Raw genomic sequence first — 13,273 nt, forward strand, 5'->3', positions numbered from 1 at the left:
AAGCCGCACAGAAGTGCGACCCTTTATATTATTTATTTAATTCGTTAAGGATTTTTTTATCATTGTGTGTATAGATGATATAAGATTTATCTTTAGTTTCTAACAGAATACGGTTTGTTTTACCAAAAGTAGAGCCAATACGTACAACGTTCTCCTGGTTTTCATCAGTTGCAGCATAAATATTAGTATCTTCTTTAACGCTGACGATATCTTCGTTAGGGATTGTAATATCCGCTACACGCCATTTAATGTTAACTTCTTTATCGTTTTTAGTGATTGTCATTGCCATTGATAAACACATCCTTTTTATATTTTGTTACTTATAATATACCCCTTTTTTCGTACGCTTACAAATAATGCGGATAGAGACTGACAGCGTTTCATAGTATTAATAGATTCCTTTTTCATGAATAACCAGTATAATAGTTAAATACTAATGGTAAGGAGAGAGAACATGAAACAGCAAATGGTTCTAGTTCTTGGCTTATTGGTGATGTTGTCAGGCTGTCAGCAGACATCAGATGAAAAAGACTCGCGAATAGAGAAAGAAAACATAAAAGCGACGAAAGATACACATAAAGCCACACAAAAAGACACAAAACAATCCACTGAAAATAATGAAGATAAGAAACCTTCTGTAAAAGTTAGAGTGAAATCACCGGAGAATACGTCAACAGAAATGCCGGCCGAAAAGCAGTATGATACAGCTGTCTACAATGAAGCGAGAAACTGTCTCTTAGCAGGCACTTGTACTAAATATACAGATACGCCTGAATATTCGCGCGCCTGGAATAATCTTGCGACTGAAGGCTATCTCTGCCAGGATCATCATTGCAGAAAGACGGAACATCCAACGGCCGAGGTCAAGATAGTCCCGCCTGCGACAGAAAGTGTGACGACAGAGCAAGTGACATCTGAGACTCCGACAACTGAAGCGCCAATGACAGAACAGCCGTCGACTGAACAGATGACAACTGAAGAGGCAACTGTGGAAGCAGTAGAGATAGAAAAAAATTTAACAACTGAAGCGACGGAAGAACCATCATGATATTAACGCTTGATATCATTAAAAAAACGTATGCACCTTATAGTGATGCAGAGAACAGTATTGCAATGAGCCGGTATATGAAGAATCAGTTCCCGTTTTTAGGAATCAAAAAGAAAGAAAGTGCACCGATTAATCGCGAATTGTTTAAATCGTACGCATTGCCTGAAGGGGAAGAACTGAAAAAACTAGTGCAAGCACTTTTTATAGAACCGGAACGAGAATATCATTACTTCGCGATGCGTCTGCTGGAAAAAAAGAAGAATGGACTTACCTCTGCCGATTTACCTTTTGTGGAGTCCTTGCTGCTGCAGAATAGCTGGTGGGATTCCATAGATGATTTAAGTCCGAATATCGTCGGTCATATCATCAGACAGGGTCATCCGGCAGACTTAGACCGCATGATGGCCTGGGTACAGTCAGATCATTTCTGGCTGCAACGTGCAGGACTTCTGCATCAACTGAAATTTAAGAGTACAATGAATGAGGACTTACTGATTAAAATGATTGAACATCTAAAATATGAAAAAGAATTTTTTATCAGAAAAGCAATTGGCTGGATTCTGAGAGAATATTCAAAGACAGCGCCTGACTTTGTTGTCAGCTATGTCAGTACAGCTGAATTATCAAAGCTAAGTGAACGAGAAGCTTTGAAATGGCTGAGAGCGAAGGGGGAGCATGTATGACAGGGAAAACCCATCTCGCTTTCGGTATTCTGCTCGGAACAGGTTATGCGCTTAAAACGACTACTGATTTAGGACAGTCTGTCGCAATCATTGCGACAACAGCAGCATTCAGTCTGGTTCCTGATATTTGTCATGCAGGCAGTAAGATCGGACGCAAGTTAAAATTACTAAGCCTACTCATTGGCTTTTTCTTCGGCCACCGAACTATGACGCATTCCTTATTTTTTATGGGTCTGACAGCTGTCATCCTGACGCTTCTCAATATAGATTTCATTTATATCATCTCTAGTTTACTTGGCATCGCGAGCCATATTATACTAGATATGTTAACACCGAGAGGCGTTGCCCTCTTTTTCCCTCTTGACTATAAAGTTGTTCTTCCGATTAACTTTAAGACAGGAGGCGTTGTTGATCTGTCTCTGGCAACTACATTTACATTATTGACCGTCTATCTGGTTTATGTTGAAATGTTTCATCGTACAATCAACTGGTTAAATTGATACTAAAACTCAGGTTATTAAAGGAGAAATTATGGCTACTTTGCAGGATTTACCGAATTATAATCACCATGCACTGTCTGAAATGCTGACGATGATGTCTGAAGAAGAAAAGAATAAACTGACGCAGGATTTAAGTTCACTGAATTTGGATGAAGTGGCAGCACTCTATGAAAATGTCTATGTTAACCGCCACGTTGAAGCGCCGGCCGGTCAGCTGACGGACGTAGAGACGGAAGTAAAATCTGAAATAACAGAAGAACGTCTTAGTGAACTTGAAACGCTAGGTCGTCAAGCTATTCGAGAAGGACGATTTGCAGCGCTGCTTATGGCAGGCGGACAAGGCACGCGTCTTGCTCACCCGGGACCGAAAGGCACATTCAGCTTCGATGAAATCAGTCTCTTTGAACTACAGGCGAAGCAGCTCCTTAAGATTTCTGCTGAATGTAATACAACGATTCCATGGTTCATTATGACAAGTGATATCAACCATGAAGAGACACTTGAATTCTTCAAGGAACATCATTTCTTTAATTACCACGAGGAAAATATTACGTTCTTCAAACAGCCTAATATCGTGGCTTTATCACCTGATGGTCAGCTGTTATTAAATACGAAAGGCGAACTCCTGACATCGCCTAACGGAAATGGCGGTATTTTTGAGGCGCTTGCTGCAACGGGTCTCTATCAGACGATGAATAAACGAGGTATCGATTATATCTATCTCAATAATATCGATAATGTCCTCGTAAAAGTTCTGGACCCTGTTTTCTGCGGACTTGCTGTTGAATCAGGCGCCGATGTCACTACTAAAACCATTCGACCTCTGAATGGTGAAAGTGTTGGACGTGTTATTATGGCGGATGATAAGAAACAGGTTATGGAATATACAGAACTGCCGGAAGGACTCGAGAATCAGTTTACAAATGGTAATATCGGCATTCATATTTTCAGACGTGATTTTCTTGAAGAAGCTTCTACTCAGGCTCTTCCTTATCATTTAGCCGTGAAAAACCTTGAACAGCTGGACGAAGATTTTGCTGTCGTGAAGAAAGAAACATTAAAATTCGAAAAGTTCTATTTCGATATTTTCCGTTATGCAGAGACTTTCAAGACATTGCAAGTAGACCGGGAGTCTGAATTCAGTCCACTTAAGAATAAAGAGGGGAAAGATAGTATAGAGACAGCGAGACAAGCGCTGGTCGATAATCATATTATCTAGGAGGTCGTATGTTACCTTATATCGGTTTTGGTGCGATTGCACTGATTAATCTTTATTTTGCCTATTATTTTATTCTGGCAGATGGACGAGGTCAGTTAACTTGGATGGGCTTTGTCTCTCTATTTGTAGCGATTGTATTTATTTATCTGTTTATCCGCTACTATCAGGCGATGAAGCGCCAGAATATGAAGAACTTCAATGCACATATCAAATCAGATGATGACCGTCTGCTGAAATAATTCAAATCGTGTTCTGAACGACATAATGAATGAGGGAAAAAATGAAAAGAAATTGGCTATGGCCACTGTTACTTACTTTGCTTATCTTTGCTTTGATTGTGGGCAGTGCCATCTATATGGCTTACAAGTCCAATCAGGCTAAAAACACCATCTATGTTGATGATTTCATCAAAAATCAGACGATTATCATAGAGGGTAAAGTTGCTCAGCATCAGGCTACTTATTATCTGAAACCGGCTAAGAATGATCCGGTAAAGGTTCATGTTAAAGAGGGCGAGACAGTGGCAGCAGGCAATCCACTTTATACATATAGAGCAGCGGGGCAGGAAGGGAATACAGAACTGAGCCTGCAGATAGATAATAAACGCGTGGAAAAGGAACAGATTGAAGGTCAGATATCTGCTTATGAGGAACGGCTATCTGAAGCGACTTCTGAACAGAGCGCCTCTATTGAAGCGCAGATTAACTGGCTCGAGTCTGAGTTGACGAAAGCTGAAAATAACATCAGTATTCTTGAAGAAAAACAGAAGAAGCAGGAAGATAAATTAGGAGCGCTGACGATTAAGGCGAGTCAGGCAGGCACTATTCTTGATATCGATGACGATCAGCTGCAATCTTTTACAGCTGTTCGTCAAGATAAACCAGTCCTGACGATGAGTACAGGGAAACCATATTTTGAAGGTTATGCTCGTCGTGGTGAAGTTGAACTACTCTCTCCTGTTATGCCATTTGAAACTACTGGTGATCAACCTGTTAAAGGTTCACTGACTAAAGTGGCTCTTATACCACGTGATGAATTGCGCGGTAAGTCACAGGGCGTTAAGGGATTTCTTATTGAAGGCAGCTTGAACAAAGCAGATGGATTGTATATAGGTGACCGGTTATCAATAGCGGTTCATCCGTCGAAAAAAGATCATGTCTGGTTGCCTGAAAAGTATGTTAAAAAAGTGATGAAGAACAATAAACCAGAGTATTATGTCAAAAAAGTTTATGGCAGTGATAAGAGTGAGACTAAAGTAACAGTAGAGCGAGAAGCAAAACAGTATGTCCTCGTTACAAAAGGATTATCGGCTATCGATAAACTGCAAGCCTATAAAAAGTAAGCTGAGAGATCAGCTTATTTTTTTTTGTATGATAATTTCTTAGAAATAGGGGTATAACTAAAATAAATTACTAAGTAGATGGCGGAGGTAACCTTATGCAGTGGCAAGGTAGACAAGGAAGTTCAAACGTAGAAGATGTACGTGGCGGTGGAGGCGGTGGCTTCCCTGGTGGCGGTATGGCAGCAGGCGGCGGTGGTATCGGCTGTCTGGGTATTATTATTGCAATTATCTATATGATGATGGGCGGTAACCCTGATATTTTAGGCGGGGATTCTGGTCAGCAGCAGACACAGCAGCAACAGACCACACAGACAGACGGTTCAGCAGATGAACGTAAACAGTTTGCCTCTGTTGTTCTGAAAGATACAGAAGATGTTTGGAATAATATTTTCCAGGAACATAATCGTACTTATCATGAACCCAAAATGGTTCTATTCTCTAATGGCGTGAATACAGCCTGTGGTAGCGCGAGTTCTTCTATGGGGCCTTTCTACTGCCCGGGTGACCAGAAGCTTTATATCGATTTAACATTTATGGATCAGTTAGAGCAGCAGTTAAATGCACCTGGTGACTTTGCGATGGCTTATGTAATTGCGCATGAAGTGGGCCACCATGTTCAATATGAACTCGGTATTTCTGATAAAGTTAATCGTTTAAGACAACAGTTAAGTGAAGCAGAATTCAATAAATATTCAGTTGCGCTTGAACTTCAGGCCGACTACTTTGCAGGTGTCTATGCACACTATGAGAAAGAAGCAGGCATCACTGATGAAGGTGATGTAGAAGAAGCAATTAAAGCGGCACATGCAGTCGGTGACGACACGCTTCAGAGAAATGCGACTGGACGAGTCAACCCGGAAAGCTTCACACACGGTACAAGTGAACAACGTATGAAGTGGTTTAAAAAAGGTTTTGACACGGGTAACGTCAATGGTGGCGATACATTCAGTGCGATGGGCCTTGACTTATAATTGATTATAGAAGCGAAGAGAAGATATACTTAAAGAAGTATATCTTCTTTTTTTGGGGGTAAAAGATGAAACTATTTTATGGCGGCACGATTTACACGATGCAGCAAGAAGATCATAAGGTAAAAGCAGTTCTCGTAGAGGGTAACCGGATCAAAGCGTTATATGATGAAGTTCCGGAGATTGAAGCGGAATATATTGATCTTCAAGGTGCAGTCATGTTTCCAGGCTTTGTGGATACGCATATCCATCTGGTGGGAACAGGAATGGCGCTTGGCAGCGTTAATTTCAAAGATGACACTTCCATAGAAGAAGTGAAAGAAAAACTGCGGAATGTTGCACGTCAACTACCGAGCGAAAGCTGGCTAGTCTGTGAAGGGTATAATGATAACCAGCTGAATTACAGGCTGACAAGAAATGAAATCGATGAGCTTGCGGATTGCCGTGTCATCATTAAACGAGTGTGTCGCCACGCTGCTATTGTCAATAGTGCAGCACTTAAGGCGATGAATATCCAGGATGATGTAGAAGATATGGACGCAGGACATTTTGAAAAAATAGAGGGTCGACTAAATGGCTGGGTACATGATCATGCGATGGATCTATTCGTGAACGCCAGCCTGAATGAGACGGTTAACTCACTTAAACGTCACATGGAACGAGCAGCCTATGAAATGCACGCAGTCGGACTGACGGGTATTCATACAGAAGACTTAGGGTACTATAATAGTCCTGACAATGTTTTTACTGCCTATACTCAAGTATTCGGCAAGAATAAAATACAGCTGAGACTCAATCTGCTGCGTCATTATTCTGTTTTTGAAGACTTGGCAGACTATCCTTTCACTGACTGGCTGAAAAAAGACGCGATGAAGTTTTATGCAGATGGTGCATTGGGTGGCCGGACTGCTTTGTTCCGTGAGCCATACAGTGATCAGTCGGATACGAATGGTCTTGCAATCTTTAGTCAAGAGGAACTGGAAGAGCAGGTACAGCGTGCACGACGTCACAACGCCACAGTCGCAGTTCATATCATCGGTGACAGAGCCTGCGAAATGGTGCTGGATGCGATTGAGAAATATCCGCCGATATCAGGTCATGACAGACTGATTCATGTCAGTTTTCTGTCACCGGATTTAATCGGACGTATGAAGAATATGCCTGTGATCTGTGACGTGCAGCCTCTTTTTGCGACATCTGACTTCCCGTGGGCAATAGACCGTGTCGGTGAAAAGCGAAGTCGTTATGCATACGCCTGGAAATCATTGGTGGAAGCGGGTATTATGATAGGCGGTGGTTCTGATTCACCAATAGAATCATTTAATCCGCTGAAGAGTATAGATGCAGCTGTCAACAGACGTCCGTTCGGTAGTCAGACACAGTATTTTACTGAAGAATGTCTATCTGTTTACGAAGCGTTAAAGCTCTTTACTGTAAATGCTGCTGTAGTCGGACATCGCCCGGACAATGGAATGATTAAAGCAGGCTATTTAGCAGACTTTACAGTACTTGAAAGAGATCCGCTTACTACCGGGAATATTGCGGACATTCGCAACAAGATGACCATCGTAGACGGAGATATTGTATATCGCCAATAAAGGAGGCACAGGATGAAATTCAAAATAGATGTCAGCAAGATGATGACACTTGCTTTTATGACGACTATCTTTCTGGTATCCGGTTTGATATTTCTCATATTTGTGTCGTTCGGTCTGTTCGGTCTCAGCCGCATTCTGATTGCGTGGCACCTGGCCGAATTTACTTACAATCAAAGTTTTGCGGACAACCTTTTTTACTACGGTTCATATATAGCGGGTGGATTTTTTCTACTGCGCATAGTGGAATTTGTTTTTGATAATCTGAAACGCATTTATCCAGATAATATTTATTTTAAGGCACCTCTTGTACACGGAGTCATCACTATCTCAGCAACGTTGATCTTCTATTTCTTTGTACATGTCAATTACCAGTATATTCGCATCAACTTTTTAGTGATTTTCATCATTATTTCTGTTCTTTACGCGCTGACTGAGATTTTCTATCCGAATAGTGAAGATTTAAATCAGTCAGATGATGAATAATATTAAGGCAATAGATATAAAAAGCCTGTATGTCCAATAGACATACAGGCTTTTTTCCTCGTAACTAGTGAATACCTTTTACAGGTCTTTCTGACAGTAGACTGAGACGCTGCCCGGATTGACTTTGAACAAGCCGTTACCATCGTCATCTATAATCACTTCATCTTCGCGGATGTTATTATAATCGAGCCAGACTTGACCGCGGCGTTCTTTACCGACAAACATCTGTTTCTGTGCTTCTTCTGTACTGCTGTTCATGATGACAGCACAGCCCGAATTTTCAACTTCTTTCGCACCGCGGCGTACCCAGCCGATGACATGTTCATGGTCGAAATAATCATCCTGCAGGCCATAAGCTTTATTTTTACGGATGAAAAGCAAGGTATCGATCATCGCCTGTTTACCGTCTATCGGCATCTCACCGCCGATGCCGTAGTAGTCACCATAGAAGATGACCGGGAAACCATCATATCTGAGTAGAATTGACGCATAGGCAAGGGGTTTGAACCAATCTTTGACGAATGACTCCAGCGCTTCGCCCGGCTGGGAATCATGATTATCCACGAAAGTGACTGCATTAAGCGGATTTTCCTGGACCAGCGTTTTATCGAACAGTTGACGGAGGTCATAACCTTGTCCTCTTTCAGACGCTTCTTTGAAATTGTAATGAAGCTTAACATCGAAGAGGTCAAGCGCATAATCAGCATCTGTCAGGAAATTCTCATTTGTCTCAAGGTCCGGCAGCCAGAATTCACCGACGAAGTAGAAGGGCTTCTCAGAATGTTCATTCATTGCATGAACAAAATCACGGATAAAGTATGATTCGATATGCTTGATTGCATCTAATCGCATACCATCAATATCTAGTTCATCAATCAGCCATTTACCCCATTCAATCATCTCTTTTCTGACGTCAGGGTGTTTGTAATCAATATTACAGAACATCAAGTAGTCGAAGTTCCCTTTTTCGTCGTCTACATTTTCATTCCAGTCTTTATTTTCACCGAGAATTTTATAGATGCCTGTTTTTCCTGTCTTATGGTCATAATCAGTGCCGTTGAAGTGGTTATAGTTCCATTTGAATTTACTGTATTTATTTTTACGACCTGGGAAAGTGAATTTGGTATAAGCTTCAATATCAAATGGTTCTGAGATGACCTTCATGCGGTTTTCAGCATCGACTTCAACTACTTTGAATACTTCTGTTTCATCAGCACCTGCTTTATGATTCATGACAATATCGACATAAACTTTGATGTCATTGTCATGACAGGCCTTAATAGCCGCCTTCAGTTCTTTTTTGGTGCCATATTTAGTTCGGACTTCGCCTTTTTGGTCGAACTCCCCGAGATCATAGACATCATAGACGCTGTAACCTGGGTTTGCGACATTATCTGCTTTTGTTACTGGAGGAATCCAAACTGCATCAATACCTCTTTCTTTCAGATTAGGTGCATCTTCTTTTAAACGGTTCCAGTGATTGCCGTCACCGTTCGTATGCCATTCGAAGTACTGCATGATTGTATGATTCTGTATCATCTTGTTTCATTCCTCTACATTTTAGTTTGTGAATATATACAGTATACCACCGTAGCTGAAAAGTAAGACAATTCGGACGAATAATAATGTGATTTATTAATTTTTTGTTATACTAGTTCTAATAGAAGAAGAAGGAGCGTTTAAATTGTTAAGTAGAGAACTGATGATTGAATTAATCGGCCAATTGAAAGACCCTGTTATTGACCAGCCTTTAAAAGAAACAGGCGGGATCAAAGAACTGACTATTAAAGAAGAAAAAGAACATGTCAGTGTTAAACTGGCGATTGCTAAACTAGGGGGTCAGCCACAGCTTGACCTGCAGCAGCAAGTTGTTGAAGCACTTAAAACGAATGGTGCGAATACAGTGGGGATCCGTTTTGAGGAACTGGATGCTGCAACGCTTGAACAGTACCGCGGAGAAGCAGCATCACCTGTTGAACGTAAACTTGAAAATGTTGAGTTTATCTCAATTGCTTCAGGTAAAGGTGGCGTGGGTAAATCAACAGTCTCTGTTAACCTCGCAGTTGCGCTTGCAAGATTAGGTAAACGCGTCGGACTGGTAGATGCTGATATCTATGGGTTCAGCGTGCCTGATATGATGGGTATCACTGAACGACCAGGCATCAATGGCCAGATGATTGTGCCTGTTGAACGTTTCGGTGTGAAAGTCATCTCAATGGCATTCTTTGTAGAAGAGAACGCGCCGGTTATCTGGCGTGGCCCGATGCTCGGTAAGATGATCACCAACTTCTTTGAGGAAGTAGAGTGGGGCGAGCTGGATTATATCCTTCTTGATTTACCACCAGGTACAGGAGATGTTGCACTTGATGTGCATACTATTTTACCGAAGAGCAAAGAGATTATTGTCACAACACCGCATCCGACTGCAGCATTTGTTGCGGCACGTGCAGGTGCAATGGCACTGCAGACAGATCATGAAATCTTAGGTGTCGTTGAAAATATGTCTTATTTTGAAAGCAAAGAAACAGGCAACCGTGAATATGTCTTCGGTCAAGGTGGCGGTGCCAAACTAGCTGAAGAACTTCATACAGATCTGTTAGGACAATTACCGCTTGCACAGCCTGAATGGGACGAAGCGGACTTTGCGCCATCGATATATGATGAAAACCATCAGCTGGGCTATATCTATCAAGCTATGGCAGAAAAAATTATTAGTAAGACTAATAGATAGAGAGGCAATAGAGTGACACTTAGAAATTTACTGAAGTTTTATGGTACGACTTTACTGATTGGACTTGTAACGACTATTCTGGTCAGTCTGATTTTTGCATATGATAAGCTCACTGCGTTTCTGATGGATGGGCAGGTAGGTGAGTTTCTGGCAGCACTGGTCTGGTTTATGGGTTATGGCTTGCTCATTGCTACTATCAGTCAGCTTGCTTACTTCAGTTATCTCTTTATTCATCAGCTGGGGCTCGGGATATTCAGAACTGCCTGGAAACCGATTCAGGTCGTTATCACATTGTTTGCATTCTTTGATCTTGTCTATTTCCGTTTTCTTAGATTTGGCGAACAGCACGGCGATGTCGCAAAATTTATATGGATACCGATACTTGTCCTGATCAGTGCGCTTATTGTCAGCTGGTATAAGTCTAAGCTGACAGCGACAAATGTCTGGATACCTGCAATGTTCTTTATGATCGTGATGACCATCGTTGAACTCATTCCTTTCTTAAAAGTAGAAGACACAACGTGGTTATATACAACGATATTTCCATTACTTCTATGCAATGCTTTTCAGCTTTTAATGATGCCGAAGTACAATGAAGCTTCAAAAGTAGAAAGAGCAAAGCGTAGAGAAAAGCGAATGGCATCTACACAACCTGCAGCAAAGAAGAAGCGTTCATAGACCCCCTGAAAGAACTCCTTATAAAGGGGTTCTTTTATTTTTTGAAAAAAGTTAGCTAAAGTTGTTGACAGTTTTATATCCTCTTGTTATGATATTAAAGTCGCTGAAAACGACAGATGCTTTAAAACAAGATTGCAAGTGAAAAGTCTTGAAAGTGTAAAAGTGATACTTGAAACGAGTGATTGGTTCGAGTAAAATTTTTAATGCAAGCTTGAAAGAGACAGTCACTTAAACTTGACTGACTAATACGAAGTGTAAAACTTCTTAAATAAAAGTCTTGCCAAGCGAAAGGTAAGCTGATATAATTTAATCTTGTGAGACAAAAAATGAACATTGAAAACTGAATGACAATATGTCAACGTTAATTCCAATAATTTGAGTACTAACAGTACTTTCAAGAGTGATTGGCTCAACCAATCAAAGAGCTTTATCAAACACTTTTATGGAGAGTTTGATCCTGGCTCAGGATGAACGCTGGCGGCGTGCCTAATACATGCAAGTCGAGCGGACAGACGAGGTGCTTGCACCTCTGAAGTCAGCGGCGGACGGGTGAGTAACACGTGGGTAACCTACCTGTAAGACTGGGATAACTTCGGGAAACCGGAGCTAATACCGGATAATATTTTCCACCTCATGGTGGAATAGTGAAAGACGGTTTCGGCTGTCACTTACAGATGGACCCGCGGCGCATTAGCTAGTTGGTGAGGTAACGGCTCACCAAGGCGACGATGCGTAGCCGACCTGAGAGGGTGATCGGCCACACTGGGACTGAGACACGGCCCAGACTCCTACGGGAGGCAGCAGTAGGGAATCTTCCGCAATGGACGAAAGTCTGACGGAGCAACGCCGCGTGAGTGAAGAAGGTTTTCGGATCGTAAAACTCTGTTGTAAGGGAAGAACAAGTACGTTAGTAACTGAACGTACCTTGACGGTACCTTACCAGAAAGCCACGGCTAACTACGTGCCAGCAGCCGCGGTAATACGTAGGTGGCAAGCGTTATCCGGAATTATTGGGCGTAAAGCGCGCGTAGGCGGTTTCTTAAGTCTGATGTGAAAGCCCCCGGCTCAACCGGGGAGGGTCATTGGAAACTGGGAGACTTGAGTGCAGAAGAGGAGAGTGGAATTCCATGTGTAGCGGTGAAATGCGCAGAGATATGGAGGAACACCAGTGGCGAAGGCGGCTCTCTGGTCTGTAACTGACGCTGAGGTGCGAAAGCGTGGGGATCAAACAGGATTAGATACCCTGGTAGTCCACGCCGTAAACGATGAGTGCTAAGTGTTGGGGGGTTTCCGCCCCTCAGTGCTGCAGCTAACGCATTAAGCACTCCGCCTGGGGAGTACGGTCGCAAGACTGAAACTCAAAGGAATTGACGGGGACCCGCACAAGCGGTGGAGCATGTGGTTTAATTCGAAGCAACGCGAAGAACCTTACCAAATCTTGACATCCTCTGACAACTCTGGAGACAGAGCGTTCCCCTTCGGGGGACAGAGTGACAGGTGGTGCATGGTTGTCGTCAGCTCGTGTCGTGAGATGTTGGGTTAAGTCCCGCAACGAGCGCAACCCTTATCTTTAGTTGCCATCATTCAGTTGGGCACTCTAGAGAGACTGCCGGTGACAAACCGGAGGAAGGTGGGGATGACGTCAAATCATCATGCCCCTTATGATTTGGGCTACACACGTGCTACAATGGATGGTACAAAGGGCAGCGAAACCGCGAGGTCAAGCAAATCCCATAAAACCATTCTCAGTTCGGATTGTAGTCTGCAACTCGACTACATGAAGCTGGAATCGCTAGTAATCGTAGATCAGCATGCTACGGTGAATACGTTCCCGGGTCTTGTACACACCGCCCGTCACACCACGAGAGTTTGTAACACCCGAAGCCGGTGGAGTAACCTTTTAGGAGCTAGCCGTCGAAGGTGGGACAGATGATTGGGGTGAAGTCGTAACAAGGTAGCCGTATCGGAAGGTGCGGCTGGATCACCTCCTTTCTAAGGATAATACGGAAAAGAGATACTCGAT

13 protein-coding genes and 1 rRNA gene are annotated in these 13,273 nt (G+C 42.5%); 12 read left to right on the forward strand and 2 right to left on the reverse strand.

What is annotated here, in order from left to right:
• Nucleotides 1-28: 28 nt before the first annotated feature.
• Nucleotides 29-289, reverse strand: coding sequence for a SunI/YnzG family protein (locus MGG13_RS02215; RefSeq protein ID WP_133431720.1), 261 nt, complete (start codon nucleotides 287-289; stop codon nucleotides 29-31).
• Between the two features lie 165 nt (nucleotides 290-454).
• Between MGG13_RS02215 and MGG13_RS02220 the strand changes: the two genes are divergently transcribed.
• From MGG13_RS02220 to MGG13_RS02260, 9 genes are all read left to right on the forward strand, one after another.
• Nucleotides 455-1,048 (forward strand): hypothetical protein, encoded by a 594-nt coding sequence (locus MGG13_RS02220; RefSeq protein ID WP_239035216.1) that lies wholly within the window; start codon nucleotides 455-457, stop codon nucleotides 1,046-1,048.
• A complete protein-coding gene (locus MGG13_RS02225) occupies nucleotides 1,045-1,731 on the forward strand; it encodes a DNA alkylation repair protein (protein WP_239035217.1) in 687 nt (228 codons plus the stop codon). Before MGG13_RS02220 ends, MGG13_RS02225 begins: the two co-directional genes overlap by 4 nt.
• On the forward strand, nucleotides 1,728-2,231 hold the full coding sequence (locus MGG13_RS02230; RefSeq protein WP_133431717.1) for a metal-dependent hydrolase: 504 nt from the start codon (nucleotides 1,728-1,730) through the stop codon (nucleotides 2,229-2,231). Before MGG13_RS02225 ends, MGG13_RS02230 begins: the two co-directional genes overlap by 4 nt.
• Before the next feature lie 31 nt (nucleotides 2,232-2,262).
• On the forward strand, nucleotides 2,263-3,450 hold the full coding sequence (locus MGG13_RS02235; RefSeq protein ID WP_239035218.1) for a UTP--glucose-1-phosphate uridylyltransferase: 1,188 nt from the start codon (nucleotides 2,263-2,265) through the stop codon (nucleotides 3,448-3,450).
• An 8-nt stretch (nucleotides 3,451-3,458) separates the two neighbouring features.
• Nucleotides 3,459-3,689 carry a hypothetical protein gene (locus tag MGG13_RS02240; RefSeq protein WP_239035219.1) on the forward strand — a complete coding sequence of 77 codons (231 nt, stop codon included), beginning with the start codon at nucleotides 3,459-3,461 and terminating at the stop codon, nucleotides 3,687-3,689.
• Nucleotides 3,690-3,730: 41 nt separating this feature from the next.
• Nucleotides 3,731-4,792 carry an efflux RND transporter periplasmic adaptor subunit gene (locus MGG13_RS02245; RefSeq protein ID WP_239035220.1) on the forward strand — a complete coding sequence of 354 codons (1,062 nt, stop codon included), beginning with the start codon at nucleotides 3,731-3,733 and terminating at the stop codon, nucleotides 4,790-4,792.
• 95 nt (nucleotides 4,793-4,887) lie between these two features.
• Nucleotides 4,888-5,763: a KPN_02809 family neutral zinc metallopeptidase gene (ypfJ, locus tag MGG13_RS02250; RefSeq protein WP_239035221.1), complete on the forward strand. Its 876-nt coding sequence runs from the start codon at nucleotides 4,888-4,890 to the stop codon at nucleotides 5,761-5,763.
• 65 nt (nucleotides 5,764-5,828) lie between these two features.
• Nucleotides 5,829-7,358, forward strand: coding sequence for an amidohydrolase (locus tag MGG13_RS02255; RefSeq protein WP_239035222.1), 1,530 nt, complete (start codon nucleotides 5,829-5,831; stop codon nucleotides 7,356-7,358).
• Nucleotides 7,359-7,370: 12 nt separating this feature from the next.
• Complete coding sequence (locus MGG13_RS02260) at nucleotides 7,371-7,841, forward strand: SepA family multidrug efflux transporter (RefSeq protein ID WP_133431711.1); 471 nt, start codon at nucleotides 7,371-7,373, stop codon at nucleotides 7,839-7,841.
• 78 nt (nucleotides 7,842-7,919) lie between these two features.
• On the opposite strand, the gene MGG13_RS02265 is transcribed toward MGG13_RS02260, so the two are convergent.
• Nucleotides 7,920-9,380 (reverse strand): alpha-amylase, encoded by a 1,461-nt coding sequence (locus MGG13_RS02265; protein ID WP_239035223.1) that lies wholly within the window; start codon nucleotides 9,378-9,380, stop codon nucleotides 7,920-7,922.
• Between the two features lie 163 nt (nucleotides 9,381-9,543).
• On the opposite strand from MGG13_RS02265, the gene MGG13_RS02270 reads away from it, so the two are divergent.
• From MGG13_RS02270 to MGG13_RS02280, 3 genes are all read left to right on the forward strand, one after another.
• A complete protein-coding gene (locus tag MGG13_RS02270) occupies nucleotides 9,544-10,572 on the forward strand; it encodes a P-loop NTPase (protein WP_420827914.1) in 1,029 nt (342 codons plus the stop codon).
• Between the two features lie 12 nt (nucleotides 10,573-10,584).
• Nucleotides 10,585-11,250: a KinB-signaling pathway activation protein gene (locus tag MGG13_RS02275; protein WP_239035225.1), complete on the forward strand. Its 666-nt coding sequence runs from the start codon at nucleotides 10,585-10,587 to the stop codon at nucleotides 11,248-11,250.
• Between the two features lie 439 nt (nucleotides 11,251-11,689).
• A 16S ribosomal RNA gene (locus MGG13_RS02280) occupies nucleotides 11,690-13,242 on the forward strand.
• Nucleotides 13,243-13,273 lie beyond the last annotated feature (31 nt).

The sequence above is a fragment of the Macrococcus brunensis genome, from assembly GCF_022343725.1.
Taxonomy (GTDB): domain Bacteria; phylum Bacillota; class Bacilli; order Staphylococcales; family Staphylococcaceae; genus Macrococcus; species Macrococcus brunensis.

Coding starts and splice junctions, on each gene's coding strand:
- MGG13_RS02230 (WP_133431717.1), top strand. CDS start 1,728: ATGACAGGGAAAACCCATCTCGCTTTCGGTATTCTGCTCGGAACAGGT.
- MGG13_RS02220 (WP_239035216.1), top strand. CDS start 455: ATGAAACAGCAAATGGTTCTAGTTCTTGGCTTATTGGTGATGTTGTCA.
- MGG13_RS02270 (WP_420827914.1), top strand. CDS start 9,544: ATGATTGAATTAATCGGCCAATTGAAAGACCCTGTTATTGACCAGCCT.
- MGG13_RS02265 (WP_239035223.1), bottom strand. CDS start 9,380: ATGATACAGAATCATACAATCATGCAGTACTTCGAATGGCATACGAAC.
- MGG13_RS02245 (WP_239035220.1), top strand. CDS start 3,731: ATGAAAAGAAATTGGCTATGGCCACTGTTACTTACTTTGCTTATCTTT.
- MGG13_RS02260 (WP_133431711.1), top strand. CDS start 7,371: ATGAAATTCAAAATAGATGTCAGCAAGATGATGACACTTGCTTTTATG.
- MGG13_RS02235 (WP_239035218.1), top strand. CDS start 2,263: ATGGCTACTTTGCAGGATTTACCGAATTATAATCACCATGCACTGTCT.
- MGG13_RS02215 (WP_133431720.1), bottom strand. CDS start 289: ATGGCAATGACAATCACTAAAAACGATAAAGAAGTTAACATTAAATGG.
- MGG13_RS02255 (WP_239035222.1), top strand. CDS start 5,829: ATGAAACTATTTTATGGCGGCACGATTTACACGATGCAGCAAGAAGAT.
- MGG13_RS02225 (WP_239035217.1), top strand. CDS start 1,045: ATGATATTAACGCTTGATATCATTAAAAAAACGTATGCACCTTATAGT.
- MGG13_RS02240 (WP_239035219.1), top strand. CDS start 3,459: ATGTTACCTTATATCGGTTTTGGTGCGATTGCACTGATTAATCTTTAT.
- ypfJ (WP_239035221.1), top strand. CDS start 4,888: ATGCAGTGGCAAGGTAGACAAGGAAGTTCAAACGTAGAAGATGTACGT.